This window comes from Streptomyces laurentii, from assembly GCF_040635425.1.
Lineage (GTDB): Bacteria > Actinomycetota > Actinomycetes > Streptomycetales > Streptomycetaceae > Streptomyces > Streptomyces laurentii.
In genome coordinates this window covers 1-25,751 of the sequence record NZ_JBEYHT010000052.1, presented here as the reverse complement: position 1 = coordinate 25,751, position 25,751 = coordinate 1, and the positions used below count along the sequence as shown (strand labels likewise).

Below are 25,751 nucleotides of genomic sequence, written 5' to 3'. Positions count from 1 at the left end.
CTCTTCAGCCTTATAATCCACGGACGACTTCTCCGGAGCGCAGAGGCAGGAATCACGGGTCAACGGCGCTGGGGAGAATCCGGGGAGTCTCGGCGGGCGCGCCGATCCCCCCGCTCCCCAAGCAGACCGTCGATCGTGCCGCGCCCCTTGCAGCCGGCTTCCGGCATGAAGTGAGCATAGTAACCGAGGGTGATCGCCGGCGAGGAGTGTCCGAGCCACCGAGCCAGGGTCACGACGGACTCCCCGGCTTCCAACATGATCGAGGCGTAGGTGTGCCGAAGCACATGGAAACCGTCCTTCGGGGCCGCCGCCCACTGCCAGGCTTTCGCCCCCTCGGCGCGCGGCGGGATGACGCCCGCCTTGGCCAAGGCGGGCTTCCAGGTGCAGGTGTTCCATGTGTTCACCGCGACAGCGTTGCCGAAGCGCGTGGTGAACAGCAGGGAGAACTTGTTCCTCTCCCTCTCCGGGCCGCGATGTCACGCAGGCGTACCTCGGGGTCGCGGGCGATCCGCAGCAGCACCCGTCAAGCGCTCCGGCCTCGGTCCGGCTTCCGCGTCGGTGCGGGCGGTGCTGGCCCGCGTGATGCCGCGGGTCGATCCGCTCCATGTGGCTGACGCGGCGCGGCACTCCCGTCGACCCCGTGACCGTCCTGTGGGAGGCACAGCAGCACGGACTTCTCAACGCCAGGACTGTGCCGAAGGAGCTGCTCGACCTCCTCGCCGTGCCAGTCGGCGCCCCGGAGCACTGGGGCGAGCGCATCCTCCAGCGCTCGGTCCTCGCGACCGCACACCAAGCGGGCCGGCACATCGAAGCATTCACCGACGACCCGGCCACCACGCCGTACCAGCTCGTCGTCGGCAGCCACCGCGCTCTCGCCGACCTGTCCGCGGTACGCACCCGCTGGCAACACGCCACCGCGCCGGAGCCGACGAGGAGGCCCGCACGCACCAGGGCCACAGCTGCGCCCCGGGCCGGTCCTCCGACCACGGCTCCACCCGCCGTACGCATCTCCCGCCGACCCCAAGGCCCGCCGGCGGCCGACCTTCTGGTCTGGCCGCCGGCAGAAATGAGCACCGTTTCGTGGCATCCCAGCCCATCGACGCGCACGTCCGCCTCGACACGCATCCCACTCACCCCAGCGCCGTGACCGCCACTCTCACCGAGACCCAGGCCCACGTCCCCCACTTCGGCCTGGAGGCCGCCGGCTGACACGTCGCGGCGCCGAACACCCTGGTCCTGGCCCGCATCGACCACGAGGAGCCCTACTGGGCAGAGGAGGCCGCTCAGCAACTGGCCGCCGACGGGATCACCGTCTGGACGATCAGCGGCATCGTGTCCGGCAGGCTCCCGAAGTGTGCGCCCCCTCGGACATCAGGGCGTCCCGAAGATGGCGCCAGCGCAGTTCCATGACGGCATCGGGATGCTCGACGGCGGCATCGCGGGACGTGTCCAGGTAGACGGACGCGAAGGGACCCGGCTGGTTGCAGAGGGGTTCGAGGAAGGAAAGTCTCATCGACACTCCTGAGAGGGCTCTCGGCACCGCGTACCACCATGCCCGGGATGCCGCCGCACCGAGACACATCGGGTGGGCACCGCGATTCGTTCCAACTCCAGGATGCGCCTGCTCCAGGAGCCGCGCCCGCGCCGCGGAACGAGCCGCGTCGCGTCTCGCGCCGGCCTGATCACAGGCCCCCTCGCCCTCCGGAAGGACCCGAACGGCCCGTCACCACGACCCGGCTCCCGGCGTCATCCTGGTCAAAGAACAGGAAGACGGCAGCGAACGAGGTGAGCCTCGACGAAAGCGCACGAAGGCGACGTGCTGCGATTCACCGGCAGAACCGTGGGAACGCCCGAACACCGTGCCACCGTCGTGAAAGTGCTCGGCCACGACGGGGAAGCGCCCTATCGAGTGCGTTACGAGGACGGTCACGAGTCAGAGATCTTTCCCGGCCCCGGCTGCGTGGTCGAGCCCGGTCCGGTACGCGATCCCTCATCCGGGTAGCCCCGCCGCGAGCGGCAGTGACCGGCTTCACCGCCCGCGACGACCAGGGCTGCCGACTGCCGAGGACATCCCGAGGACCGCAGCAGCGCCCGCCCCGGGCTGCCTGAGCAGCCGGGGCGGCACACGCCACACAGTGACACGGCTCGGGTCCGGTTCAGGATCGCCGACGGTGGGTCCACAGCGGTTCCACGACGGCCCACTCGCTCTCCCATTCGTCCAGGGTGGCGGCCTCGGTACGCCGCAGCCGCAGGCCGACCACGCCAGCGGCGGTCAGGGAGAGCGCCCCGGCGACGAAGGCGCCGCCGACGATTGCGCCGAACTGTCCTTCGGCCGCGCTGCGCGGGGCGCGGGTGACCGCCCCGGCGTCGTCGACCCAGATGGTCACCGTGGTGCCTTCGGCGGTACGCGGCTGAACAGCGACCTTGCCGGTACGCGAGGTGCCGTCGGGGGCGCGCCAGGAAGCGGCGACGAGTGCCTCGGGCGTACCGAAGCGGGCCGCCGTCGACGAGCTGTTGACGCGGGCGAGGGTGGTCGCCGTGGTCTCGTGGCGGTGGGCGGCCTCGTCGCGGGCGGTTCGTGCCGCGTCGCTCCACAAGCGGGCACCCGCGATCACGCCACAGATCAGGGCGACGACACGGCGAAGGCGAGGCCGACATGCCAGCGGGTACGGATCCGGTCGCCGGGACGGCGCGGGGGGTTGGCGTCCGGACGGGCAGGGTCGCCGTTCCGGCCGTCGTGCCACGGCCGGAACGGCCGCCCGGGTGTCGGTGTCGCTCCGTCGCGCATGGCGGACCTCCAAATGGGACAACCTACGCCGGGCCGCACGGGCTCAGCGCGGTGTGATGGTGTCGGCCTCGCGGGGTGGATCCGGGATCGCACCGAGCTTCATACTGCGGATTCCGCCTCGCCGGATCCCCCCGCGCGGGTCACGGGAACGGTGTGGGAGCGGCTCTCCTGGGGCTGTCGGATGAAGACGCTGACGGTGAGGATGCCATCGGCGTACTCCGCCTTGACGTCCTCGGGGTTGATCACCTCCGGCAGACGCACCGCGCGCTCGAAGGAGCCGTAGCGAAACTCGGAGTGATCCTTCGTCTCGCTGCTCTCCTCGTGCTCGGCGCTGACCTTGAGCACGTCGCCATCCACCGTGATGGCGATGTCCTTTCCCGGGTCCACTCCGGGCAGCTCCGCCTTCAGCACGTACTGTCCCTCCCCGCTCGTCACCTCAATCGGGATGGCGTGCCGACCGAAAGCCGTGCGCCACGTCGGGAAGCGGGGAAAGTCGCCGAACCAGTCCCTGACGTCGGGGAACTCGGGGAAGAAGCTGCGACGGCGCTCCATGTCGCTCGACATGATCGTTCGCTCCTTGCGTCGTGGATCGGCCTGTCATCCCCACCCTGACGCCCGTCGGCCTGCTCTCCGAGTGCCGGACGGGCCGTGGAAAGGGCCGACCGGGGCACTGCTGTCAGGGACTACCGGCCCCTCCGGCGCCACAGCGCTGCCGGTCCGGCACGTCGCGGCCCGCATGCGCGGCAGGACTATCTGGGGTACTCCTCGAATGAGGAGTAAGGCAGGTGCTTCGGTCTGCGGCTGCAGACGTCCGCGCATCCCTGCCTGCGGCGTCGTTCGAGAGGGAGGCAATTGCCATGGAGCCCGTCGTCACGGTCGGCCTGGACGGCTCGCCCGAGAGCATGGCCGCCGCTCACTGGGCCGCCGACGAGGCCGAGCGGCGCAAGGTCACGCTGCGCCTGATGCATGCCTGGCCCATGCTCGCGCCCGAGCCGGTCCGCGCCGCATCGGAGATCGATCAGAACTACTGGGCAAAACAGATCGTGCACAAGGCGCAGGCGGAACTCCAGGCCCGCCATCCGGGCCTCCTGATCATCGGCAACCTGGTCGCCGACGACGCGCATGACGCCCTGCTGAAGGCGGCGTCCGAATCCGAGCTGACCGTGCTTGGTTCGCGCGGCCTAACGTCCGCCGAGAGCTATTTCCTCGGCTCCGTCAGCATGGCCGTCGTGGCACGGGCCACGCGGCCGGTGGTTCTGGTCCGTCCCGGGCCCCACGTAGAGGGCACGTCGCCCGCCACCGGCGGCGTCGTGGTCGCTCTGAAGCTGCACGGCCCCTGCGACGCCCTGATCGCCTTCGCCTTCGAGGCCGCCGCGGCCCGCGACGCGCCTCTCCGGGTAGTCCACGGCCGAAGCCTGCCGCTCCACGCGCACACCCCTTGGGGGGTGGATCACGACGTCACCAAGGAGATCACGGAGGACACGCAGAAGCAGCTGGGTCAGGTCCTTGGCCCCTGGCACGAGAAGTTCCCCGGGGTGGAGCCGGTCGATGCCGTCCGCCTCGAAAGCCCCGCCGAGGCTGTCGTGCGCGCCGCCGAAGGCGCCGACCTGCTGGTCGTCGGCCGGCGCAAGCACCGTCCCCCACTCGCACCACGCCTCGGCCCCGTAGCCCATGCCGCCCTGCACCACGCGCGCTGCCCGGTCGCCGTCGTCCCCCATGACTGAGCCAACCCCATTGAACGACCTGATCGCGACGGTGCGCCAAGAGCACACCGCCACGCCCCAGCCGGGCGCCGCCTCTGACACCGGCGCACTACCGCGGGCGGAGGTGCGCGAGACCCATACCGCAGTCGTGTTCTTCGTCGGCGACCGCGCCTACAAGCTCAAGAAGCCGGTCGACCTGAAGTTCCTGGACTACACCACGGTGGAGGCCCGGCGGGCCGCATGCGAGCGGGAAGTCGCTCTCAACCGCCGCTTCGCCCCGGACGTCTACCTGGGTGTGGGCGAAATCCGCGTCCCGGACGTGGAGACTCCCGAGCCCCTCGTGGCGATGCGCCGCATGCCGGCGGAGCGCCGCCTGTCTCAGCTCGTACGGGAAGGAGCCGTAGTCGACGATGCCCTGCGAACCGTCGCACGGCTCCTCGCCACCCGCCACGCGAACGCACCCCGCACACCCGACGTGGACGCGCAGGGCACACGGGACGCCCTGTCGTCGCGGTGGGAGGCGAGCTTCGCGCAGGTGCGGGAGATGTGCGGGGAAGGCCGCCTGCCCGAGGGCATGGAAGAGGTGGAGTGGCTGGTCCGCCGCTATCTCGCCGGGCGTGAGCGGTTGTTCGAGATGCGCGTCGAGCAGGGCCGCATCGTCGACGGCCACGGCGATCTGCTCGCCGAGGACGTCTTCTGCCTCGACGACGGCCCCCGCGTCCTGGACTGCCTGGAGTTCGACGACCACCTGCGCTACCTCGACGGCCTCGACGACGCCGCCTTCCTCGCCATGGACCTGGAACGGCTCGACGCCCCTGATCTGGCGGCGTTCTTCCTCGCCCGGTACAGCGAGTACTCCGGCGACCCCGCACCACCCTCACTGCGGCACCACTACGTCGCCTACCGCGCCTTTGTCCGCGCCAAGGTCTCCTTGATCCAGGCCCGCCAAGGCGCTCCCGATGCCGGCCTCACCGCACGGCGACTGATCACGACGACTCTGCGGCACCTGCGCACCGCCGCCGTCGGCCTGACCCTCGTGGGAGGACTCCCAGGCAGCGGAAAGTCCACCCTCTCCGGTGCGCTGGCCGACCGCCTGGGCGTCACACTCCTCAGCAGCGACCGCCTCCGCAAGACACTCGCCGGCATCCCGGCGGACCAGCCCGCTTCAGCCCCCTATGGCAAGGGCCTGTATACGCCCGAGCGGACCGCCTCGGCCTACGCGGCCCTGCTGGAACGCGCAGCCACCCTGCTGTCCTGCGGCGAGTCCGTCGTCCTCGACGCCACCTGGTCGAACGCCGCGCAGCGCGAAGCCGCCCACCGCGTGGCCGAACGCACCAGCGCCGACCTCGTGGCCCTTCACTGCCGGATCCCGGACGAGATGACGGCGGCTCGCCTGGAAGGCCGCACCACCGGACCGTCCGACGCCGACCTCGACGTGGCCCTCGCCATCGCGGAGCGGGAGCCGCCGTGGGCGGAAGCCGTCACGATCGACACCAGCGGCCCCCTGGAGACCGCGGTCTCCCGGGCACTGACAGCCGTACGCCCGCACGACACCGGCCCCCTGGTCTTCCGCCGCCCCTATACGGGGCCGGACTAGCGGCGAAGACACCGATGCGACCGACCCCGACCAGGACCGCGCACGACTCACCCCGACATCCGGGAGCGTCCGCTCCCCTTCTCCCCCGACAGAAAAGCGAACCGTGATGACCGAGAACATCGCCCCGAACGAGCACGAGAGGCTGCGCACCCTGGAGACCCAGGTGCGGGTCCTGGCCCAGGCCGTCAAAGCACTGGCCGAAGGGCTGGAGGAGATCCCCTCGGAGGATGTCGAGCGGGAGAAGCAAGCGGCACACGGCGCCCGGCTGGCGCACGAACTGCTCCTGTCCCAGGGGCTGTAGGAACCACGCTGATGAAGGTCTCCGAAGCGATGAGCCATCCGGCGGTGTCCGTGCCCGTGGGGACACCGCTGCAACAAGTCGCCCGCGAGATGGCCGAATACGGGATCGGTTCCGTGATCGTCACCGAGGACGGCGCCCTCCGCGGCATCGTCACCGACCGCGACCTCGCGCTGGCCGCCCTCGCCAGGGGCCTCGACGCAAACGACGTGGTCGATTCGCTGATGACCTCGCCCGTGATCACGGTGCACGTCACCGACGACGTCCACGTGGCCTACCGGACCTTCCGCACGGCCGGGGTCCGCCGCCTGCCCGTCCTGGAGGATCACCGGGTCGTGGGCATCCTGACCGTGGACGACATGCTCATCGACGTCTTCCAGCGTCTGGCCGACCTCCTGGGCCCGGTCGCCTGGAGCGTCCTGGAGGAACCACCCGGACCGCCCTCCGTGGACACCCGTTCACGCGGGGCCTGACCCTGCGCGCCCTGGCTGTTCATCCCTTGACGACCCCGAGCGGTACCAGGCGGGCGACCAGCCGGGCGAGCCCCGCGCCCTCCGTGGCGGCGGCCACGGCGTCGACATCCTTGTAGGCGTCGGGCGCCTCCGCGGCGAGCGCAGGCCAGGACTTCGGCCGGACCGCGATGCCGTGCGACTCCAGCTCAGCATGCAGTTCCTCGCCGCGGACCCGGCGCAGCGCCTGATGACGGCTCCAGACCCGGCCCGCGCCATGGGCGGAGGACCAGAAGGCGTCGTTGTCGGCGGTGCCGGCCATCACGTACGAGGCGGTCCCCATCGTGCCGGGAACGAGCACGGGCTGCCCGGCCTCCGCCAGGTCGTCGGGCAGGTCGGGGTGGCCTGGCGGCAGGGCCCGGGTCGCTCCCTTGCGGTGTACGCACAGCCGGCGCCGTACCCCGTCCACGTCATGGGTCTCGATCTTCGCCATGTTGTGAGAGACGTCGTAGACCAGGTCAAGCCCCGCCCCCGCGGCGACGGAGAACGCGTGGCGCGCGGCCTCGGTCAGCAACTGCCGGTTGGCACGCCCGTAGTTGGCGGCGGCTGCCATCGCCCCGAGGTAGGCGCGGCCCGGCGTCGAGACGGCCGGCGCGCAGGCCAGCTGCCGGTCCGGGAGGCTGATGCCGAAGGAGCGCAGCGACTGGTCCATCACGCGGACGTGATCGCTGCACACCTGGTGCCCCAGGCCGCGCGAACCACAGTGGATCATGACGCACACCTGGCCGGTGTGGAGGCCGAAGGCGGCTGCGGCCGGCTCGTCGTACACCCGGTCCACGGCCTGCACCTCCAGGAAGTGGTTGGCGGAGCCCAGGCTGCCCACCTGCCGCAGCCCCCGGTCCACCGCCCGCCGGCCGACCTGCGACGGATCCGCCCCTGCCAGCGTCCCGCGGTCCTCGCAGCGCTCCAGGTCACGGGGGACGCCGTGGCCGCGCTCGACCGCGTACGCCGCCCCGGCCACCAGCAGCTCCTCCATCTGCGGACGTCCCGACAGCTTCAGCAGCCCGCCGGGACCCAGGCCCCGCGGAACGGTGTCGCCGATGATGTCCATCAGGCGCCGCATCCGGGGCGCCAGCGGCTCGCGGTCGGTACCGGCGGCGAGCAGCCGGACGCCGCACGTAGCGCTCAGGATGGCGCAGGAAGGGACGCGCAGCAGGACCACGAGCAGGACGGCCAAGGTGGCGATGGGCAGCAGCCGGCGCGTCCAGGAGCGCGTCGGCGTGGGCGCCGGTGGCTTGGGCGGCTCACGGGGAGGGCCTGATCTCGCCGAGCGTGAGAGATGCTGGCCCGAGAAGAGGACTGATGCGATCACCGGACGACGCCCTTGGCATAGGGGCAGACCCCAGACGAGTCGGTTCCCGGATCCGGAGAAGAGGCGAAGAGGGCCGGAACGGGCTGTGCCCTGCGAAGCGCACGCGCTGTGACTCACGTGGGCCAGGCCAGTCCCCGGCGCCCGCCCGCTCAGCCGTCCCGTACGGTCAGCTCGTCGAGCACGTCGGTCACCGGCTCGAGCCCTTTCACCTCGGCGAGCAGCCGCGCCGCTTCGTCGCCCGTCACGGAGCCGCGGAGGCGGACCACTCCCTCGTGGACCGTGACCTCCACGGTGTCGGCGGCGTCGGGAAACGCCTGCTTGATGCGGCCCCGCACGCCCTCAAGGACGGCAGGGTCTTCCTTGAGCAGTGCGTCAAGCAGGATGTGCCGGTGGACGGTGCCCACGAGCCGACCGTCCGCTTCCGCCACGGGAACGCGCTTGAGACGGGACAGAGCCAGCAGCCAGGCGGCCTCGGGGACCGTCGTGTCCGGCTGGACGGTGATAGCAGGGCTGGTCATGAGGGTCTCGGCCGTCTCCTCGCCCGGCTCGACCGACGGCCCGGTCCCTCGCACCTGGCGCACGGCGCTGGGCCGATACGCCCGGGCGGCGACGACGGCGAGCAGATCGGCCTCGGACACGACGCCCATGACCCGGCCATCAGTGTCGGCAACGGGCAGCGACCCTGTCTCGTGCGCCGACAGCGCGCTGACGATGTCGGTCAGGGTGGTATCCGGGGCGACCGACGGCGGGGGCGCGTTCATCAGGTCACGTACGAGGAGGGCCGTACGGGGTGCCTGCTCGGCGGGCCGAGCCGTCTTGGCGGCGGACACGTTCGCGATCGCGCCGACGTAACGAATGAGGGCGTCCTGCCGCTGCTGCTCGTCGGGCCGCCAGCCGTGCCGGGGCACAGCTCGTCGGGCCTTGGCGCCCGCTGCGGACTTCTCACGCTCTTTCATGACGATGTCTCCAGATGGGCCATGTCGCCCGGGCCTGGGACGGCGCGGTGGCTCGTCCTGTTCAGGCGGCTGTAGTCGACGGCTCGCGGGCGGTGGGGGTAATGAGACCGTAGTGGCCGTCGTAGCGGTGGTAGAGGCCGTTTCCGCGGCCGATGCCGGCGTCGGCGAAGAACACGAACGGCCAGCTGGTGACATCCAGACGCTCCTTCGCCTCCATGATCGTCATGCGAGGGGCGGCGGCCGGGCTGACGGTCACCGGCACTGCCACCGGGCCGATCAGGTCGGGACGCGGATGCACCTGCGCCAGCCGGTATCCCTCCGGGTCCGAGCGGTACAACACGCTGTCCTCGGCCGGGCGCGGGAAGTAGTCGGGGCGGTGGGTCGGCTCGTCACCGTGTCGCCATGGGTGGGAGGTGCCCGGCGGATGCCTCCGGTCACGCCGGGCCTCCCAGTGCTCCGCCATCCGCGCCAGCACGCCTTCGATCCGGTCCCGGAGAAGATCGGCCGCCTCCGTGGCGTTGACACCCGCCACGTGCGCGCGGGCGGGCTTGCCGTTGACGTCCAAATTGGCCTGGGCCGTCACGGGCCGCTCCATCGCCGGGTTCGCGTACCGGGTCAGCTTCACCCGGGCGAAGAGCACGGGCCCCGGCGCCTGGCCGAACACGGCCCGCACCTTGTCCCGGGCGTAGGCGGCTTCGTCGCTGGACACACCGCCCCGGGTCTCCACCTGTACGTCGCTGAGGGGTTGTGCCGAGTTTCGTTTCATGATGGCCTCCGCCGAGGGGAGGAGTTCGCGTGGTCGGCCGCCCTTACGACCTCCTGGTCAAGCAGGCGTTCGTGCGCCAGTGGGGCCGCCGAGAACTCTTCGTCCCACGTGTGAGGTGCCGACGGCCCCTCGTACGTGGGTCCCGTCGACGCCCCCGGCCCGGGAGCTCGGCTCCAGCCACAGCTCTCACCCGCCATCCAGTCTTCCCTCGATCCACGAGACCCGCAGGGGCCGAACGGCCCCCTCTCGGGGACTGACAGTCCGCCGGGGAAGGCTCCTGGCTGGGCGCAGGCCACACCGACGCGCGGCGCCCCAGTCGCCCCCACCGTCGCACCCGGCGGTCAGAACCGCTGCGATCCGCATTGCCGTCGGGGTGGTTCGCCTCCGGACGAGTGCGGTCAGGGCATCATGCTGCTGGTCACGGCCCGACCCAGGCCGCCCGTACAGCGGCATGCCGGCCTGGGCCGACTACGTGCCCACGAGATCGTCATCGGAGCAGTGAGGTAAAGACCATGCCGTACGACCACACCGTCAAGCTGACGGGAACCTTCGAGGAAACGGCGGAGGCCGTCCGCCGCGCGCTGGCCGGCCAGGGCTTCGGCATCCTGACCGAGATCGACGTCCAAGCCACGCTCAAGGCGAAGCTCGACCACGACATGGAGCCGTACCTGATCCTCGGAGCGTGCAACCCCCCACTCGCCCGTCAGGCGCTGGACGCCGACCGTTCGGTCGGCCTTCTGCTGCCCTGCAATGTCGTGGTCCGCACCGAAGGCGACCAGGTGATCGTGCAGGCCATCGCCCCCTCCACCATGGTCGCTCTCACCGGCGTCGACGCGATGGCCCCCGTCGCGGACGAGGCGGCTCGCCGCCTCGACGCGGCACTCGCCTCCCTCGTGGAAGGCACTGCGTGAACGGTCAGGTCGCCGTGCAGGACCGGCCGGCCCTCCGCGGGAGCCGGTCGGCCATGGAAGCGCGTCACTCCGCGGGACCGTGTGCGGGCAGCTCGTCAAGCTGTCCGGCGATCTCGTCCGCCCATGCCTCGACCGCCGCCCAGTCCCGGTGATCTCCGTAACGGCAGCCGAGCAGGCGGAAGAGCACGGCCCCCTCGCGGTCCAGGTGTTCGCGCCGGATCACGCCGGAGAACCGCCGATGCTCCTGGGGACGGACGACATCGACGAGCGCGGCGATAGGCGGCTGCTCGGCACGGTCAGCCAGCAGGCGCAAGGGTTTGGGCAGCGCGGCGGACATACCGACGCTGAACATCCAGACCGGCTGTTCGCGCAACTGTTCGGCGCCACCTCGGACGGCGGCTTCGGCCTCCGGCAGCCAGGCCCCGTCATGAACCGCGCTCCCCATCACGAGCGCGTCAGCCTGGTCCAGCCCCTGCCTGCCAGGGGCCGGGTCCAGCGCCTGTACCTCGGCACGGTGACCGTGAGTTCTCAGCCGAGCGCCGATCCGCTCGGCGATCTCCTGTGTGGAGTGATGCTCGGAGGCGTACAGGATCCGCACGAAAGCCATGGCCTTTCTCCGTGTCCGATTCGGCTCGGGGCGGATGCACTACGTACCCCGGCCGCCGCCGCGCCCGCGCGGAATGGTCGTCATCAGCCAGGTGACCATGCGGCTGACGTCCGACGCCGAGACGATGCCGACCAGTCTGTCCCGGTCGAGCACCAGAACACGATGCTCCGCGCCCGGCTCGATACGGGTCAGCAGGTCGGCCAGAGGGCTGTCCGCGCCGACGACCGTGACCTGCGACAACGGCAGCATGACCTGCTCCACCATCACAGCGTGCCGCCGGTCCTCAGGGACCTTCCTGGCCAGGTCCAGAGTGATGAGGCCGACCGGTGCCGAGCCGTCGCCGGTCACCGGGAACGCCGAGTGGCGATACCGGTACCGGGGGCCGACCAGGAACTCGGCGACCGTGAGGCCAGCGGGGACGGTGACCGGTTCCGGTGTCATGGCGTGCCGTACCGGAATCCCGGCGAGGACGGCACGCAGCTGCGCCTGCTGTCCCTCGGCGGTGGCCGCGGCGACCAGGAACCAGCCGATCATCGCCAGCCACAGTCCGCCGAGGATGTCTCCCCTGACGAACAGGAACAGGCCCACCACCGTCAGGAACCAGCCGAAGGCGCGCCCGGCGGCGCTCGCGCCCGCGGTCGCCCGCAGCCGGTCTCCCGTACGCCACCACAGGAAGGCACGCAGCAGTCGCCCACCGTCCAGCGGGGCGGCCGGAACGATGTTGAACACCGCCAGCAGGATGTTGATCGCGGCGAGCCAGGCCAGCGCTTCGACGGCCAAGCCCGGCGCGGACGTGGTGTCGAGCAGCCACGCGGCGAGCGTGAAAAGCCCGCCCAGGACGAGGCTGACCAAGGGGCCGACGCCCGCGATCCGCAGTTCAGCCGCCGGATTCGGCGCCTCCGCCTTGAGCCGGGCCGCACCGCCGAGGAGCCAGAGGACGATGTCGTCCACCTCGACCCCGTTACGCCGGGCGAGGATCGCGTGCGCCAGCTCGTGCGCGAGCAGGGACGCGAAGAAGACCACGGCGGTCAGCAGCCCGACCGCCCAGTACACCGGCCAGGCGCGGCCCGGGTGCGCCTCGGGAAGGCGACCTTCCGCGAGCCCGAGGGCGATCACCGCGAAGATGAGCAGAACGCTCCAGTGGACTCCGATCCGCACTCCGGCGATCCGCCCCAGAACGAACGTCGGTCGCATGGTGCTCTCCCATCGTCAGATACGTGACGAACCCGTGCCCGCCGCTCCGGCCGGTGCGGAGGCCCACCGTCTGCGGACGGACCCCTCGTGCTCTGTCTGCTCCAGGCTCTGTTCGGCGGCGGCCAGTTCTCCACTCAGACGGGGGATCCGGTGGTGGCGCAGCGTGCGGACGCGTTGCCGTGTCCTGCGGATCTCGGCGGCCACGAGGCGGGTCGTCTCGCGCGCGGACGCGTACTCGGCCGCCGTCCTGACCACGTCGTGGTAAGCCGCCTCGGCCTGGACCAGCGCGCTGTTGCGCGGCGTCGGATCATCCGGTGAGTGGGCAGTGGGTTTGCACGTCACGTCGGCGGGGTGCCGTACCCCCATGGTGGTCGTGTACGCGATCGTGACCGTCGCCCTGTCTGCCGTGGTCCCTTGGGCGAGGGCCTGTTCCCCGCTCAGCAGCATGCCACGGAGCAACCACTTCCCGGCCTCGCGGAGCCGGGACGTCCAGAGCCGCTCCCCGGGCTGCGGGCGGCGGCTTCCCGGTAGGTCGAGCCGGCCAGACCGCGCAGGGCATGGGCAAGGGTTGGGCTCGCGGCCAGCTCGTGGGTGGCGGCGGACCCCAGTCGCTGGGACGTCAGAGCTCTGGCCCTGATCACACCGGCGACCCACCCGGCGCCCATGCGTCGCTCCCCAGACTGTCGGGGCGGCCGAGAGCGTACCCGGCCACCCGGTCGGCGAGACCGGGGATCCGCTCGCCGGCCCGCCTGCGCACCTGCTCCGCCGCGCTCCGCCCGGCCGCGAGAAGGGCGATCTCCTCACGGCGGGCCGCGGCCAGCGCGGAAGCCATGGCTTCCGTACGCACCCGACCGGCCTGTTCCTGGGCGTCGGCCACGATGTCGGCGGCCTGCCGGGCCGCCTCCCGTAGGAGGGCCGCGGCCTCGTCCCCGGCTCTGGCGCGGATCTCCGACGCCTGCTCCTGGACGCCCGTGAGCCGGGAAAGCACCGGCCCGAGTTCTGCGGCGGGGTCGCCCGCCCGGTCGTCCGGCACGGCGACGACGGCCGCACCGGGCGCGCCCATGAGCCGGAACCGTGCGAGGAAGGTCCGAAGTCGCATCCGGCGACCTCCTCTCTCACTTCGTTTCCAGTCTCGCCACCCCCGCGCGAGCTGTCGCCTCGAACCGCGACCTGGTGGACCGGGGGCGGGGCCCTCCGGACCGACCACCGGAGCGAGCCCCCGGGTCAGCGCTCGGCGGGCTGTCGCACCACGGCGACCGGGCTGTGCGCGTGGTGCAGCACCGCCTGGCTCACCGAGCCCAGCAGCAGGCCCGCGAAACCACCGCGCCCCCGTGCGCCGACGACCACGAGCTGCGCGGCGCTGCTTGCCTCGATCAGAGCCTCACGCGTCGCACCGTGCACGACGCGGAGCTCGACAGCGACGTCCGGGTACCGCTCCCGGCGGCCCGCGAGCGCCTCGGCGGGCAGACGCTCCTCGGCCTGGGCGAGCATGCCCGGTCTGCTCGCGTACGGTTCGGCGGGATCCTGCGGCGGAGGCACGGGCGCGTTCCACGTGGTCCAGGCATGCAGGGCGACGACGCCCACGCCGCGCATCGCGGCCTCCGCGAACGCGAAGTCCACCGCCGCCGCGCCGGCCCGGGAGCCGTCGACCCCCAGCACGATCGGCCCGGTCGGCTCCGGCTGGTCCCGCACCACGAGCACGGGACATCGGCCGTGCGCTGCCAGGTTCACAGCCGTGGAGCCCACCACCAGCCCGACGAAGCCGCCCATGCCCCGGGACCCGACGACCACCAGCTCCGCGGCACGCGACTGTGCCTCCAGCACCGCCACTGGCTCCCCCATCACCACAGCGGGGGTGACGTCAACCGACGGTGCCACCGTCCTGGCACGTTCTATCGCCTCGCTCAGCAGCCCCTCGGTCATCTTCCGGATCTCGCCCTCGTCCGGCATCGGCAGGGCCTGCCACAACGGCACACGTGCCACCGGCCAGTGGAAGGCGTGCACGATCCGCAGCCCCGCATCTCGCCACCGGGCCTCGCTGGCCGCCGTCTCGACGGCGGCCAGGCTCGACGCCGAGCCGTCCGCTCCCACAATCACCAGTCCGCTCACGGCATTCCTCCGCCCAGCCCCCATGTCAAGGCTCCCCCGGCGACGCTCGACGGCCACAGAGCACACCGACCGGCAGATCCTCCTGATGCCTGAACCAGGCGACCTGAATCGACCCGCCGCGCCTCGGAGCCGGTGGCTGGCTCGCGTGCCAGGACACGGTCAGGGTGGTCCCCGAATCCCTCATTCCTCCGAGGACCAGCCACCGTCTCTGGCAGCGGTGGTCGGGTGCCGTGGCCGTTCAGGCGCAGACGGCCTCGACGAACATCCCGACCTGCTGCTCGTCCAGGTGCCTGGCGAGGTCCGCTTCGCTGATCATGCCGACGAGCCGGTGGTCGTCGATCACGGGGACACGGCGAATGTGGTGCTCCGTCATGGTCCGCAGCACCTGCTCGCTGTCGGCGTCCGCGTCTACGGTGATCGGCTTGCCCTGGGCGAGGTGTCCGGCCGTCATATGGCGCGGGTCCTTGTCCTTGGCGAGACACTTCACCACGATGTCCCGGTCAGTGATCATCCCGTGGAGCCGGTCGTCCGGCCCGCAGATGGGCAGGGCGCCGATGCCGAGTTCGTCCATACGGCGCGCGGCGTCCACGAGAGTCTCGTTCTCCTGCACACAGACGGCGCCCGTGTGCATGATCTCGCGTGCGGTCGTCATGGCTGCTTTCTCCTTCGTTGATGGCCTGCTTCTTCCGGAGTGGTCCCGAGCTGTCAGAGGAAGAGGGCGCTCACACGAATGGTGTGCACTGGTCGCCTGGGACGTGTCCTGATCCCCTTCACCGGGACGTACGCCGTCACGCTCGGCGTGGGAAGCACGCCGCTCGGGATCTGCCGGCGGCCGGACCGGACCTTTTCCCTGGTCTCCCGTGTTTGGGGCGGCTGCGCCCTGGCGGTCACTGATGTCCTCCTTCCTCCGTTGTGCGCGGCCACTGTCCGTCGCCGTACATCTGCTCGGGTGAGACGAGGAGCACTTTCCCGCGCGCCTCGGCATCGCGGAGGTCCGGGCCGAACCCTGCGGCTCCGTAGCAGACGAGGCGGGTCCGGTCGGCGTCCTCGCCGAGAGCGGCGAGGTGCACCAGATGACCGCGCAGCCGTTCGAGGTGGGGCGTGTCCATGGGCTCCGTCCATGAGACCTGGCCGATCGACAGCAGCGGACCGCGGCGGAGGGCTTCTCGGCCGCGCACCACGATGTCGATCCCCGCAGGCTGATCGGTGACGTGTGGGACGGAGCCCGACAACGCGGATGCCGGTGCGTCTCCGAAGATATCCGCCGGGGCGAACCGGACCGCCCACTCCCGGCAGATCTGGGCGAAGTGCGGGCCCGCCACGTCTCGTTCGAACACGGACCGGGCCTGCCGCCAGATCTCGTCGATCGCTTTGGCATCCGCGTCCACGAGGTCGGCGCGGCGGGGGCGGATCACAGCGTGGTCGAAGGCCAGAAGCGGTTCGGTGATGCGGTAGTGGATCAGTCCGGGCTGGAAGGCGTCGGGCTCGCCGCGCACCAGGCCACGTGCTTCGAGGTGGGACAGGATGTGCGGCACCTCCGTCGCCGGCCGGTCGAGGAAGTCGGCGATCTCCCCGGGCGTGGATCGGCCGGCAGCGAGCGCGGCCACGGTGGAATGGCACGCGGCGATGTCCCAGCTGTCCGGTACGCGGTCCAGGATGTGCCCGGCCCTCCAGAACAGCGGCAGCCGGGGGCTGAGCACGCACTCGCGTATCCACCGGTCGAAGTCGGCGAAGCCGGCCGGGGGCCGGTCGCCTGCGGGGTCGAAGCGGAAGGCCGCGCTGCCACCGACAACGGCGTGCACCCGCAGCGCGAGCCCGAGGTCGTCGATCGCCCACATTTCTCGTGCCTGCCGGAAGTCCAGGGGGGCCAGCTCCACGACCTGGTCCACCCACATGGTCGAGGCGCTGAGCAGTCGGCTCATCACCGGTGTCGTGCTGCCGCAGAGCAGCAGCCGTAGCCGGGAGGAACCGCCCGGGCCGTCACCCAGCCGATGACACACCTCGCTGATCGTGGCCGGGAACCCTGGGCTCTGCCGCACGACCTCGGGGAATCCGTCTATGACGACCAACGCGGTCGGGCCACACCCCGAGACCGCCAGCGTGAGCAGCGCGTCCCTCCATCCCGTCCAGTGCGGCGCCCGTGCGAGATCAGCATGGCGCGCGTACCGCTGGGCGAGCGCGCGGAGGGTCTCGGCCTGGGCGGCCTCCTGAACAGCGAAGTAGAACCCACCCGTCGCACGGGCCAGGGCCTTGAGAAGAAACGACTTACCGTGCCCCCGTGGACCGGTGACGACACCGATCGCGGGCCTGGGACGCGGATCGTCGACGAACGCGACAAGGCGCTTCCACTCGGCCTCACGGTCGTAGAGCCCCTGCGGTCGGGCGACAGGGGTGATCAGATCTCCCACGGTTATCTCCCCTTCCCAGGGCACTCTCGTGCCTGTGGACGACCCGAACGCCAGGGGGGCGAGGAGAGGGGGGTCTTCGCCCCGTGCATCTCACGATACGAGCTGCGGGCCCAGGCCGTGAGGCTCCGATCAGCCCCTCGAAGAACCCGTTCGGCCCCTGCCCGAGCGCTACCCGTACGTGCTGCACTGGATGCCGACCGCTCAGGAGACGCTCTCGTCCAGAAGTCGCTGAGCGTCGGCACCGAGCCCGGTGAGCGCGAAGTCGACGCCCACATTTCTGCACATACGGTGGGTGCGAACCAGCGCACTCAGAGTCGCCGATGAGGGCTCGGTCAGCGGGACCTCCACGAGCACCCGCATGGGGTGGTGCGCCTGGACCAGGGTCTGGAGTGCCAGCGCAACCGCGGCTCGGTTGGTGACATCCAGGTCGCGATGGAGCGTGACACGGAGAATGTCTCCATCGACGCTGTGAGTGATGATCACGAGGGTCCTCCCGTCCACGGCGGAACGACGCCACTCGGCGACGTCTATCAGATGCCCCTGGAGCGGAGCCGGGGCTCTCGGGGATCCGGACGCGTGAGCGAAGACAAACGCCCTCCAAGGGTGGCACCCGACGAAGACGAACGCACCCGCAGTCGTCGGGTTCGCTCGCAGCCCGACTGCACGAGTGGGCCGCACCGACGCTGGACGAGCCGACCGGTTCCGCCGTGTGCGGGACCGGTGATCCTGAGATAATCGGGGGCACACGTCCAAGGTTCTCTTCCCTTCGTCGACTGGGGACCGACATGGCCGAGATACCCACCCCACCTGCCCGGGTCTTCCTCGTGGACGATCACGAGGTCGTGCGTCGAGGCGTGCGTGAGCTGATCGACGACGAGCCGGACATGGAGGTTGCCGGGGAGGCGTCGTCGGCGGAGCAGGCGCTGGCCCGTGGGCCCGCGCTGCGACCCGATGTCGCCGTTCTCGATGTCCGGCTGCCGGACGGGAACGGCGTCTCGGTATGCCGCGAGCTGCGTTCCCGGGTACCGGGGCTCGCCTGTCTGATGCTGACCTCGTTCGACGACGAGGAGGCTCTGCTGGACGCGATCATGGCGGGGGCCGCCGGCTACGTCCTCAAGCAGATCGAGGGTTCCGACCTGGTCGCGGCGATACGGACGGTGGCCACGGGCGCGTCGATGCTGGATCCAGCCACTACGGCTCGCCTCATGAGCACCCTGCGCGACCCTCAGGCCGGGAAGCCGCCGGAGGACCAGCGCCTGGCGGTGCTGACGGAACGCGAACACGCGGTACTCGACCTGGTAGGCGAAGGACTGACCAATCATGAGATCGCCAAGCGTCTGTACCTGTCGGAGAAGACGGTCAAGAACCACATCTCCCGTCTCCTCGACAAACTCGGCGTCGAGCGGCGCGTACAAGCCGCCGTGATCGCCGCCCAGGCACACGAGCACGACCACGGCCATGACGTGCCACCCCTCCGACGCCGACAGTCACGTTAGCGGCAACTGCCGCTCCTGCCGTGTGCCGAACGGTTTCCTCGCCTGTCGCCCTCCGGCACGCCAGCGCCGTCGGCGGGCATCGCATGGACCAGCGCGACGCGCACATGAGCGACGCCCGCCGGCCCGGCGCCCTTCGGCCCCTCCGCCGTCCCGATGCGGCGCTGGTGACCTCGCTCGTCGAGGACGCGGTGACCGCCCGGACGGTCACGGGGGATCCGCGCTCGATGGTGGGATACCTGCAGATGATCACAGAGTCGACTGCGGCCCCGCTGGACGGGTCACGCACCGCAGAGCGGTGGCGGAGGCTCGACTTCGCCTGAGCGATGTCCTCCTCCGGTCCACGGAACTGGCGGGGCAACCACAGGAACGACGCGAAGTGAGGGGGCGCCCGGCGGCGTACGGACATGAGGGAGCTGAGTGGCGTGTCGAAGGTGACGACGACAGACCTCTACGAGATCACCATGGCCCTCTCGTACTCCCGCGAAGGCATGCGATCACCTGCCACGTTCAGTCTCTTCGTGCGGGATCTGCCGCCGGGGCGCGGATTCCTCGTCGCCGCAGGTCTGGAGCCCGCGCTCGACTACCTCTCCGGCTTCACGGTCGGGCCGGCGGACGCCAGGGACTTCGCCGAGGTGTTGCACCGGCGTGAGCAGGACCTGCGGCCGCTTGTCGGACTTCGTTTCGACGGCGAGGTGCGGGCCGTACCGGAGGGAACGATCGTCCTCGCTGGCGAGCCGCTCCTTGAGGTGACCGCGCCGCTTCCGCAGGCACAGCTCGTCGAGACGTATCTGCTCTCGCTGGTCTGCCACCAGACCGCGGTCGCCTCGAAGGCCGCTCGCTGTGTGCTGGCGGCCGCTGGACGTCCGGTGATCGATTTCTCGCTGCGCCGCAGTCACGGCCCGCAGGCCGGTCTGGCCTCGGCGCGGCTCGGAGCGCTGGTGGGGTTCGCGGGCACGAGCAACGTGGCCGCGGCCGTCCGGTACGGGATCCCGGCGTCCGGCACGATGGCCCACTCATATGTCGAGGCGTTCCCGAGCGAACTGGACGCCTTCCGCGCGTTCGCCCGGGCCCACCCGGGGCCCGTGACACTGCTCGTCGACACGTACGACACCGAGCGCGGCACCCGGACCGCCGCTCGCGTCCTGAATGAGCTGGGGTCTCCGGACGGATGCGCGATCCGTCTCGACAGCGGCGACCTCGGCATGCTCGCGCGGCGCGCCCGCACCCTCCTCGACGAGGCGGGACTGCCGGGGGTGCGGATCATCGCCAGCGGTGGCCTGGACGAGTACGCGCTGGACGCGCTCGTACGGTCCGGGGCACCGATCGACGTGTACGCCGTCGGCACGAAGGTGGGCGTGGCCGCCGACGCCCCGTACCTCGACGCGGCTTACAAACTCGTCGCCTACGACGGACGCCCGGTCATGAAGCTGTCGTCCCGCAAGGTCACCGCCCCCGCCGCCAAGCAGGTCTTCCGCCGACCAGACCTCGTGGATGTCATCGGACTGCTTGACGAACCGGTCCCGCCCGGCGCGGAGCCGCTGCTCCGGACCGTGATGCGCAACGGTCGCAGGATCGGGCCGCGCCCCTCCCTCGCCGCGGCGCGCGCCCGCTTCGAGACGGACCTGAAACAGGCACCGGCGGCGGCGCGCCGCATCGACGAACCGCAGGCACCGGTGGCCTCCGTATCGCCACGCCTGGCGGCCCTGACGAACGAAGTGAGGCGGCGCATCGCCGCCACGACCGGGAGTGACAGCCATGAGGCACCGCAGCGTCGCTGATCTGATGACCCCCACCTCGGTGAGCGTCCGCCCCGACACTTCCTTGAAGGAGGTCGCCCGGCTGCTCGACGAGTTCGACATCACCGCCGTGTGCGTCGTCGACGAGGCGAGCCACCCACTCGGTGTGGTCTCCGAGCGTGATCTGGTCCGCCGCCAGGCGGACGGCGGTGGAGGAAGCACCGCCGGGGAACTCATGACGAGCCCCGCTGTGGTGGCACGGCCCGAGTGGAGCGTGGTGCGCGCGGTCCGGGTCATGGACCGGCAGGGCGTGAAGCGGCTGCCGGTCGTGGACGAGGAGGGCGTGGTCCTGGGCGTCCTGAGCCGCAGTGACGTGGTCCAGCTGTTCCTGCGCCGCGATCGCGCGGTCCAGGAGGAGATCGTCGAGGACGTCCTCACCCGCACCCTGCGTCTGTCTCCCTCAACAGTGAACGTCGAGGTCGCCGACGGCGTGGTGACCCTCAGCGGTGTTCTGCCGCGCCGCGACCTGGCACCCGTGGTCAAGCGGCTGTGCGGCAGCGTGGACGGCGTCGCGGGTGTCGTCGACCGGCTGCGGTACGACGACTGAGATCGGCGACGGCGCGGCCAGCACCGCCAGACCCGCCGGCGGGCGCGCCGTCACTGTCGCGGATGAGCGTCGTGTATGACCACGGTGCCCCAGGAGTGGCTGTGAGCGAACTCGGCGCCAGGGGCGGGGGTGCAAGTGCTGCCACGTCCCCGGCAAGCGCCTCGGTTCTTCGGCCGTACATCCCCGTCGGACTCGGCCATCTCCGTCACACTCTGCCCAGACGCGCCCAAGACGGGGCCGAACGGTCCACGTCGCGTCGGCATGGCGCGTACGAGGCCGCCTCAGACGTCACTCAGCGTTGGACCCGGGACGGGACTCTGGGGGTGCAGGTCACAGGGGATCTCCGTACGACACGGCCGCGACGGCCTCGTCCAAGGCGGACTCCGCCTCCGCCACGGTCCGTTTCACGGTGGGGAAGCTGTCGGGCGCCACCGAGATCGAGTCCAGTCGGGCGCGGACGAGGAGCGCGGTGAATCCGGGGTCGTCGCTGGGCCGCTGGCCGCACAGGCCGACCGGGCGGTCGACGGCGTGGGCGCGTGCGGCGAGGAGTCCGATGCTGCGGACGACGGCGGGGTCCCGCTCGTCGAAGACGTGGGCGAGGGCCTCGGAGTCGCGGTCGATGCCGAGGGTGAGCTGGGTGAGGTCATTGCTGCCGATCGAGAAGCCGTCGAACCGCACCGCGAACTCCTCCGCGAGGATGATATTGGCCGGTATCTCCGCCATGACGTAGACGTGGAGCCCGTTCTCGCCGCGCACGAGTCCCTCCTCTGCCATCACCCCGAGCACCCGGTCGGCCTCGCCGAGCGTGCGGCAGAAGGGGATCATGACGACGACGTTGGTCAGGCCCATCTCGTCGCGGACCTTGCGCAGCGCCCGGCATTCGAGTGCGAACCCCTCCCGGTAGCCCGGGCTGTAGTAACGGCTCGCGCCGCGCCAGCCGATCATCGGGTTGGCCTCATCGGGTTCGAAGGGGCGGCCACCGAGCAGCCTGGCGTACTCGTTGGTCTTGAAGTCGCTGGTGCGCACGATGACGGGGGCGGGCCAGCGGGAGGCGGCGATCCGGGCGATGCCACGGGCGAGCCGGTCGACGAAGTACTGCCCACGGTCGGGATATCCCTCGGTGAGGCGCTCGATCAGGTGCCGGTCGTGGGCGTCGAGGCGTTCGGGGTGCAGCAGCGCCATCGGGTGGACCTTTACCTGGTGGGCGACGATGAACTCCAGCCGGGCGAGGCCCACGCCGTCCGCGGGCAGCCGCCACCAGCGGAACGCGGCCGACGGATCGGCCAGGTTGAGCATGACGTGCGTCCGGGTGGCGGGCAGGTCCGCGAGGTCGGTCTCGGTCTCCTCGTACGGCAGTGATCCCTCGTACACCCGGCCCCGCTCGCCCTCGGCACACGAGACCGTTACCGGCATGCCGTCGTGCAGGAGGCGCGTGCCGTCGCCGGTGCCGACGACGGCGGGGACGCCGAGTTCGCGGCTGACGATGGCGGCGTGCGAGGTGCGGCCACCGTGGTCGGTGACGATCGCGGAGGCCCGTTTCATCACGGGTTCCCAGTCGGGGTCGGTGACGGCGGTGACGAGGACGCCGCCGGGTGGGAAGCGGTCGAGGTCTACCGGCGCGTCGAGAGCGACGACGGGGCCCTGGCCGATTGCCTCGCCCACAGCGATGCCCTCGACGAACGGGCTGGGTACGGGGGTGGCGGTCAGACGGCACCGGCGCAGCGTCGTGGTGCGGCGTCGCGACTGCACGGTCTCTGGGCGCGCCTGGACGATCCAGAGCTCGCCGGTGAGGCCGTCCTTGGCCCATTCGAGGTCCATGGGGCAGCCGTAGTGCTGCTCGACGGCCGCGGCCCACTCGGCCAGGACGCGCACCTCGGCGTCGTCGAGGACCCGCGCGCCGCGTTCCGTGTCGGGCGTGTCGACGGTCCGGGTCAGACCGTCCTCGGCATAGACGGCCTTGACGCGCTTCGCCCCGATCCGCAGGTCGATGAGCGGATCGAGCGCGGGATGTTTCAGAGTCGGTTTGAAGACCGTGTACTCGTCGGGATCGACCTGGCCACTGACGACGGTCTCCCCCAGGCCCCAGGCCGCGCTGACGACGATCACCTCCGGGAAGCCGCTCTCCGGGTCGAGGGTGAAGACGACGCCGGCACCGGCGAGGTCGGAGCGGACCATGAGCTGGATTCCGACCGACAGGGCGACGGTGAGGTGGTCGTAGCCCATGCGTTCGCGATAGTCGATGGCCCGGTCGGTGAAGAGGGAGGCGTAGCAGCGCCGGCACGCGTCCACGAGTCGGTCGACGCCCCGCACGTTGAGGTATGTCTCCTGCTGGCCGGCGAAGCTCGCCTCGGGCAGGTCCTCGGCAGTGGCGCTGGAGCGGACCGCCACGTCGGGATCCGTCCGGCCGCAGCCCTCAGCCAGTTGCCGGTAGGCGCCGATGATCTCGTCCCGCAGGAGCTCGGGCAGTGGTTCGGCGAGGAGGAGGGAGCGGATGGCGGCACCGACCTCTTCGAGCGGTGTCCCGTCGTGGAGGCGTCCAACCTGCTCCTCGATCCCCTCGCGCAGCCCATGGCCGGCGAGCAGCTCACGGTACGCCTCGGCGGTGGTGGCGAAGCCCGGTGGTACATGGATGCCCGCCGCGCCGAGTCGGGTGGTCAGCTCCCCCAGGGAGGCGTTCTTGCCGCCGACCCGGTCGACATCCTTCCGGCCGAGCACGGTGAACGGCACGACCCTGGACTCCGGCTTCCTGTTGGTGCTCACGATGTCCTCCACGGCTCTGGCCGGGGCCTCAGTACGGGAGCGGGCGACCGGAAGGCGTCCGCAGATCGAGGAGGCTGGGCCGACGGGGCGGCCGGGGCCGGCGGCTGATCCGGATCTGCTGCATCGTCCTCATCTCTCCGGCCCCGGGCGCGGTGCCGACGGTCCCTGTCGCCCGGGGCCTCGGGACGGTGATGACGGGGCAAGCCGCTCCGTGGAGGAGCCCGTGACCGTGGAGCCGAGCCGTACGGCGGAGCCGCCGCCATGGCCCCTTCGGCCGATGACGAGCGCCAGGGATTCCCGGGAAGCGCGGGTGAACTCCTCAACGGGGTGGCCGCGCACGACCTCCTGCTCGATGTCGACATCCGGGTACCTCTCCGAGCAACCGGCCACGGACTCGGCGAGCAACCGACTGCGTTCGGACAGTTCCTGGGCCACGTTGTCGTGGGACAGGAGGAGGGGGACCACACCCAGAGGGCACGCAGTCGTGCCTCGCGCAGGCTCGCCTCCGCCACGGCGAAGGCGACGGCCGCCCGGCAGTCCCTGCTGCCGCCCACGCCGACCACGCCGACCACGCCGAACGGAGGATGGACGGCGACGTGCCTGGGCACGCACGACGATCACAGGAACGGTGGCTCGGGCGGCCACACCCAGCCCGACCGATCCGAGCATCAGCGCGGCGAACCCGCCGAGGCCCCGGTTTGCCACCACGATCGTGCCCCGGCGGCCGGCGATCGCGCTGAGTGCCGCGACCGGCTCCAGTTTGCTGAGTTCCTTGACCACGGTCAGATCGGGGTGATCCTTCTGGAGTGCGGCAGCCGTCTCGTCGAGCAGGTCGCGACCCGCCTCCCGTATCGCTTGAAGAGTCTCCGCACGGACGAACAGGGCGCGCCGGTCGGTATCGGCGGCGTGCACGAGATGCAGGGACTGGCCGCGCCGCGCCGCCTCGTCGGCGGCCCACAGGGCGGCCATCTTGGCGGACGGGGAGCCGTCGACCCCCACAATGACGGTGCCGAGCTCCGAGTGGACGGGAAAGTCACTGCTCATCGCTCCTCCTCGGCAGTACGTCCCGGGGCCGGGGATTCCGTCCGCCCCAGGTGCGGCACCTTCCACGCTGGCACCACTCCGATACACCCGCGACTGGGCCCTTCGGTCCATTTCGAGCCCTCCCGGCCCCTCTCCGCGCGGAGCGGCCCAGGACGCCCCCGCAGGGAAGCCCGCCATGGCAGCCCCGGTCGTCGTCGGTCTTGACGGCTCGCCGACACCGCCGCAGCGAACCGGGCCGCACGAACCACGGTCCTGTGCGAGCGTCCACTCCGCCTCGTCCACGTCGATGCATGGCCGAGCACGCCCCCTCTCACGTTCGCACGGGAACCGGCGGGCGCACCGGCCGCCGCGCGCGCCGCCTACCATGATCTTGAGATGAGCGCCGATCAGCCGGGGGCGGGGAGGCCGAGGAGTTGACCGGCCGGGCGGACAACGCCGATCTGACAGTCCCCGGCTCCCGCCTGCACAGCCCTGCGAGGTCGTAGTGGGCGGGGAGCTGCACCGTCCCTGCGAGCCGCTGCTCGGTTTCGCCTTCGGGGAGAGAGCCCGCCGCAACTGCCCGCTGCGCTTCCCGCACAGTCGGACGCTGCCGCCGCGTACGGCTACGCGGCGATCACGGACCCGGCTTCTGCCCTGGTCAGCGACCTCGGCGCACTGCCGCGGCCGTGGCGGCGCACTCTCCGAAGGTCGAGGCGACGGCGAAGGCCGCCGTCGGGTCCGCCGCGTACCAGCTGGTCGAAGCGTCTCAGAAGCGTTGTCTGTGGTCGCCGGCCGCCGCCAGCGGCGGGATACCGCTCGGGCCCCATCTCGGCCATGTGGCGCACGCGCCGATCCACCACTGCCCGGTGCCCGTCGCGGTGCACCGCCACAAGCCCGGCCCTCACGGCCCGGCGTAGCGCGGCTTCGACCTCCTGGAACGGATGGCCGACGCGGGCGGCGAGGTCGGGCTG

At 71.2% G+C, this 25,751-nt stretch carries 28 protein-coding genes and 1 pseudogene; 12 read left to right on the top strand and 17 right to left on the bottom strand.

Going from position 1 to position 25,751, the window contains the following annotated elements:
* Positions 1–59: 59 nt before the first annotated feature.
* Positions 60–404, bottom strand: a complete 345-nt coding sequence (locus ABZ693_RS27065; protein WP_435842556.1) for a tyrosine-type recombinase/integrase — start codon at positions 402–404, stop codon at positions 60–62.
* A 676-nt stretch (positions 405–1,080) separates the two neighbouring features.
* Between ABZ693_RS27065 and ABZ693_RS27060 the strand changes: the two genes are divergently transcribed.
* Complete coding sequence (locus ABZ693_RS27060; RefSeq protein WP_359882262.1) at positions 1,081–1,209, top strand: hypothetical protein; 129 nt, start codon at positions 1,081–1,083, stop codon at positions 1,207–1,209.
* Between the two features lie 112 nt (positions 1,210–1,321).
* Here the strand turns inward: ABZ693_RS27060 and ABZ693_RS27055 are convergent, their stop codons facing one another.
* Complete coding sequence (locus ABZ693_RS27055; protein WP_359882259.1) at positions 1,322–1,513, bottom strand: hypothetical protein; 192 nt, start codon at positions 1,511–1,513, stop codon at positions 1,322–1,324.
* A gap of 297 nt (positions 1,514–1,810) precedes the next feature.
* Between ABZ693_RS27055 and ABZ693_RS27050 the strand changes: the two are divergent.
* A pseudogene (locus ABZ693_RS27050) lies at positions 1,811–2,002 on the top strand (DUF1918 domain-containing protein); the annotation flags it as partial.
* 154 nt (positions 2,003–2,156) lie between these two features.
* On the opposite strand, the gene ABZ693_RS27045 reads toward ABZ693_RS27050, so the two are convergent.
* Positions 2,157–2,744, bottom strand: a complete 588-nt coding sequence (locus ABZ693_RS27045) for an Rv1733c family protein (RefSeq protein WP_435842555.1) — start codon at positions 2,742–2,744, stop codon at positions 2,157–2,159.
* A 143-nt stretch (positions 2,745–2,887) separates the two neighbouring features.
* Positions 2,888–3,352, bottom strand: a complete 465-nt coding sequence (locus ABZ693_RS27040) for an Hsp20/alpha crystallin family protein (protein WP_359882254.1) — start codon at positions 3,350–3,352, stop codon at positions 2,888–2,890.
* A 293-nt stretch (positions 3,353–3,645) separates the two neighbouring features.
* On the opposite strand from ABZ693_RS27040, the gene ABZ693_RS27035 reads away from it, so the two are divergent.
* The 4 genes from ABZ693_RS27035 to ABZ693_RS27020 all read left to right on the top strand — a co-directional run bounded on the left by ABZ693_RS27035 (position 3,646) and on the right by ABZ693_RS27020 (position 6,859).
* A complete protein-coding gene (locus tag ABZ693_RS27035; protein ID WP_359882251.1) occupies positions 3,646–4,512 on the top strand; it encodes a universal stress protein in 867 nt (288 codons plus the stop codon).
* Between the two features lie 103 nt (positions 4,513–4,615).
* Positions 4,616–6,088 (top strand): bifunctional aminoglycoside phosphotransferase/ATP-binding protein, encoded by a 1,473-nt coding sequence (locus ABZ693_RS27030; RefSeq protein WP_359882250.1) that lies wholly within the window; start codon positions 4,616–4,618, stop codon positions 6,086–6,088.
* 106 nt (positions 6,089–6,194) lie between these two features.
* Positions 6,195–6,389, top strand: coding sequence for a hypothetical protein (locus ABZ693_RS27025; RefSeq protein ID WP_359882247.1), 195 nt, complete (start codon positions 6,195–6,197; stop codon positions 6,387–6,389).
* Positions 6,390–6,400: 11 nt separating this feature from the next.
* Positions 6,401–6,859: a CBS domain-containing protein gene (locus tag ABZ693_RS27020; protein ID WP_359882244.1), complete on the top strand. Its 459-nt coding sequence runs from the start codon at positions 6,401–6,403 to the stop codon at positions 6,857–6,859.
* 19 nt (positions 6,860–6,878) lie between these two features.
* Here the strand turns inward: ABZ693_RS27020 and ABZ693_RS27015 are convergent, their stop codons facing one another.
* From ABZ693_RS27015 to ABZ693_RS27005, 3 genes are all read right to left on the bottom strand, one after another.
* Complete coding sequence (locus tag ABZ693_RS27015) at positions 6,879–8,072, bottom strand: RtcB family protein (protein ID WP_359882241.1); 1,194 nt, start codon at positions 8,070–8,072, stop codon at positions 6,879–6,881.
* A 284-nt stretch (positions 8,073–8,356) separates the two neighbouring features.
* Entirely contained in the window at positions 8,357–9,163 is an 807-nt protein-coding gene (locus ABZ693_RS27010) for a CBS domain-containing protein (protein ID WP_359882239.1), read from the bottom strand.
* A 61-nt stretch (positions 9,164–9,224) separates the two neighbouring features.
* Positions 9,225–9,929 carry a sigma 54 modulation/S30EA ribosomal C-terminal domain-containing protein gene (locus ABZ693_RS27005; protein WP_359882236.1) on the bottom strand — a complete coding sequence of 235 codons (705 nt, stop codon included), beginning with the start codon at positions 9,927–9,929 and terminating at the stop codon, positions 9,225–9,227.
* A gap of 512 nt (positions 9,930–10,441) precedes the next feature.
* On the opposite strand from ABZ693_RS27005, the gene ABZ693_RS27000 reads away from it, so the two are divergent.
* The gene (locus tag ABZ693_RS27000) at positions 10,442–10,840 is read left to right on the top strand and encodes a DUF302 domain-containing protein (RefSeq protein WP_359882233.1); all 399 of its coding nucleotides are present in this window, start codon (positions 10,442–10,444) and stop codon (positions 10,838–10,840) included.
* 64 nt (positions 10,841–10,904) lie between these two features.
* On the opposite strand, the gene ABZ693_RS26995 is transcribed toward ABZ693_RS27000, so the two are convergent.
* From ABZ693_RS26995 to ABZ693_RS26960, 8 genes are all read right to left on the bottom strand, one after another.
* Positions 10,905–11,447, bottom strand: coding sequence for a flavodoxin domain-containing protein (locus tag ABZ693_RS26995; protein ID WP_359882230.1), 543 nt, complete (start codon positions 11,445–11,447; stop codon positions 10,905–10,907).
* Positions 11,448–11,486: 39 nt separating this feature from the next.
* On the bottom strand, positions 11,487–12,641 hold the full coding sequence (locus tag ABZ693_RS26990) for a site-2 protease family protein (protein ID WP_359882227.1): 1,155 nt from the start codon (positions 12,639–12,641) through the stop codon (positions 11,487–11,489).
* 15 nt (positions 12,642–12,656) lie between these two features.
* On the bottom strand, positions 12,657–13,295 hold the full coding sequence (locus ABZ693_RS26985; RefSeq protein ID WP_359882224.1) for a V-type ATP synthase subunit D: 639 nt from the start codon (positions 13,293–13,295) through the stop codon (positions 12,657–12,659).
* The gene (locus ABZ693_RS26980; RefSeq protein ID WP_359882221.1) at positions 13,279–13,740 is read right to left on the bottom strand and encodes a hypothetical protein; all 462 of its coding nucleotides are present in this window, start codon (positions 13,738–13,740) and stop codon (positions 13,279–13,281) included. The genes ABZ693_RS26985 and ABZ693_RS26980 overlap by 17 nt, the downstream gene beginning before the upstream one ends.
* A gap of 125 nt (positions 13,741–13,865) precedes the next feature.
* Positions 13,866–14,750 (bottom strand): universal stress protein, encoded by an 885-nt coding sequence (locus ABZ693_RS26975; protein ID WP_359882219.1) that lies wholly within the window; start codon positions 14,748–14,750, stop codon positions 13,866–13,868.
* A 238-nt stretch (positions 14,751–14,988) separates the two neighbouring features.
* Positions 14,989–15,402: a CBS domain-containing protein gene (locus ABZ693_RS26970; protein ID WP_359882218.1), complete on the bottom strand. Its 414-nt coding sequence runs from the start codon at positions 15,400–15,402 to the stop codon at positions 14,989–14,991.
* A gap of 235 nt (positions 15,403–15,637) precedes the next feature.
* Positions 15,638–17,158, bottom strand: coding sequence for an AAA family ATPase (locus tag ABZ693_RS26965; RefSeq protein WP_359882216.1), 1,521 nt, complete (start codon positions 17,156–17,158; stop codon positions 15,638–15,640).
* 201 nt (positions 17,159–17,359) lie between these two features.
* Positions 17,360–17,641 carry an STAS domain-containing protein gene (locus tag ABZ693_RS26960; RefSeq protein WP_359882213.1) on the bottom strand — a complete coding sequence of 94 codons (282 nt, stop codon included), beginning with the start codon at positions 17,639–17,641 and terminating at the stop codon, positions 17,360–17,362.
* 302 nt (positions 17,642–17,943) lie between these two features.
* On the opposite strand from ABZ693_RS26960, the gene ABZ693_RS26955 reads away from it, so the two are divergent.
* From ABZ693_RS26955 to ABZ693_RS26940, 4 genes are all read left to right on the top strand, one after another.
* Positions 17,944–18,654 (top strand): response regulator, encoded by a 711-nt coding sequence (locus ABZ693_RS26955; RefSeq protein WP_359882211.1) that lies wholly within the window; start codon positions 17,944–17,946, stop codon positions 18,652–18,654.
* Positions 18,655–18,737: 83 nt separating this feature from the next.
* The gene (locus ABZ693_RS26950; protein ID WP_359882209.1) at positions 18,738–18,974 is read left to right on the top strand and encodes a hypothetical protein; all 237 of its coding nucleotides are present in this window, start codon (positions 18,738–18,740) and stop codon (positions 18,972–18,974) included.
* A 102-nt stretch (positions 18,975–19,076) separates the two neighbouring features.
* On the top strand, positions 19,077–20,432 hold the full coding sequence (locus ABZ693_RS26945; protein WP_359882206.1) for a nicotinate phosphoribosyltransferase: 1,356 nt from the start codon (positions 19,077–19,079) through the stop codon (positions 20,430–20,432).
* The gene (locus ABZ693_RS26940; RefSeq protein ID WP_359882204.1) at positions 20,410–20,997 is read left to right on the top strand and encodes a CBS domain-containing protein; all 588 of its coding nucleotides are present in this window, start codon (positions 20,410–20,412) and stop codon (positions 20,995–20,997) included. Before ABZ693_RS26945 ends, ABZ693_RS26940 begins: the two co-directional genes overlap by 23 nt.
* A gap of 330 nt (positions 20,998–21,327) precedes the next feature.
* On the opposite strand, the gene ppsA is transcribed toward ABZ693_RS26940, so the two are convergent.
* Together ppsA and ABZ693_RS26930 are read right to left on the bottom strand one after the other, a co-directional pair.
* On the bottom strand, positions 21,328–23,757 hold the full coding sequence (gene ppsA / locus ABZ693_RS26935; RefSeq protein WP_359882202.1) for a phosphoenolpyruvate synthase: 2,430 nt from the start codon (positions 23,755–23,757) through the stop codon (positions 21,328–21,330).
* A 129-nt stretch (positions 23,758–23,886) separates the two neighbouring features.
* Positions 23,887–24,801: a universal stress protein gene (locus ABZ693_RS26930; protein WP_359882337.1), complete on the bottom strand. Its 915-nt coding sequence runs from the start codon at positions 24,799–24,801 to the stop codon at positions 23,887–23,889.
* 665 nt (positions 24,802–25,466) lie between these two features.
* Here ABZ693_RS26930 and ABZ693_RS26925 point away from each other — a divergent pair.
* Entirely contained in the window at positions 25,467–25,697 is a 231-nt protein-coding gene (locus tag ABZ693_RS26925; RefSeq protein ID WP_359882199.1) for a hypothetical protein, read from the top strand.
* Positions 25,698–25,751: the final 54 nt, after the last annotated feature.

Coding starts and splice junctions, on each gene's coding strand:
- ABZ693_RS27055 (WP_359882259.1), bottom strand. CDS start 1,513: ATGAGACTTTCCTTCCTCGAACCCCTCTGCAACCAGCCGGGTCCCTTC.
- ABZ693_RS27040 (WP_359882254.1), bottom strand. CDS start 3,352: ATGTCGAGCGACATGGAGCGCCGTCGCAGCTTCTTCCCCGAGTTCCCC.
- ABZ693_RS27035 (WP_359882251.1), top strand. CDS start 3,646: ATGGAGCCCGTCGTCACGGTCGGCCTGGACGGCTCGCCCGAGAGCATG.
- ABZ693_RS27025 (WP_359882247.1), top strand. CDS start 6,195: ATGACCGAGAACATCGCCCCGAACGAGCACGAGAGGCTGCGCACCCTG.
- ABZ693_RS27020 (WP_359882244.1), top strand. CDS start 6,401: ATGAAGGTCTCCGAAGCGATGAGCCATCCGGCGGTGTCCGTGCCCGTG.
- ABZ693_RS27010 (WP_359882239.1), bottom strand. CDS start 9,163: ATGAAAGAGCGTGAGAAGTCCGCAGCGGGCGCCAAGGCCCGACGAGCT.
- ABZ693_RS27005 (WP_359882236.1), bottom strand. CDS start 9,929: ATGAAACGAAACTCGGCACAACCCCTCAGCGACGTACAGGTGGAGACC.
- ABZ693_RS27000 (WP_359882233.1), top strand. CDS start 10,442: ATGCCGTACGACCACACCGTCAAGCTGACGGGAACCTTCGAGGAAACG.
- ABZ693_RS26995 (WP_359882230.1), bottom strand. CDS start 11,447: ATGGCTTTCGTGCGGATCCTGTACGCCTCCGAGCATCACTCCACACAG.
- ABZ693_RS26990 (WP_359882227.1), bottom strand. CDS start 12,641: ATGCGACCGACGTTCGTTCTGGGGCGGATCGCCGGAGTGCGGATCGGA.
- ABZ693_RS26980 (WP_359882221.1), bottom strand. CDS start 13,740: ATGCGACTTCGGACCTTCCTCGCACGGTTCCGGCTCATGGGCGCGCCC.
- ABZ693_RS26970 (WP_359882218.1), bottom strand. CDS start 15,402: ATGACGACCGCACGCGAGATCATGCACACGGGCGCCGTCTGTGTGCAG.
- ABZ693_RS26955 (WP_359882211.1), top strand. CDS start 17,944: ATGGCCGAGATACCCACCCCACCTGCCCGGGTCTTCCTCGTGGACGAT.
- ABZ693_RS26950 (WP_359882209.1), top strand. CDS start 18,738: ATGGACCAGCGCGACGCGCACATGAGCGACGCCCGCCGGCCCGGCGCC.
- ABZ693_RS26940 (WP_359882204.1), top strand. CDS start 20,410: ATGAGGCACCGCAGCGTCGCTGATCTGATGACCCCCACCTCGGTGAGC.
- ABZ693_RS26930 (WP_359882337.1), bottom strand. CDS start 24,801: ATGAGCAGTGACTTTCCCGTCCACTCGGAGCTCGGCACCGTCATTGTG.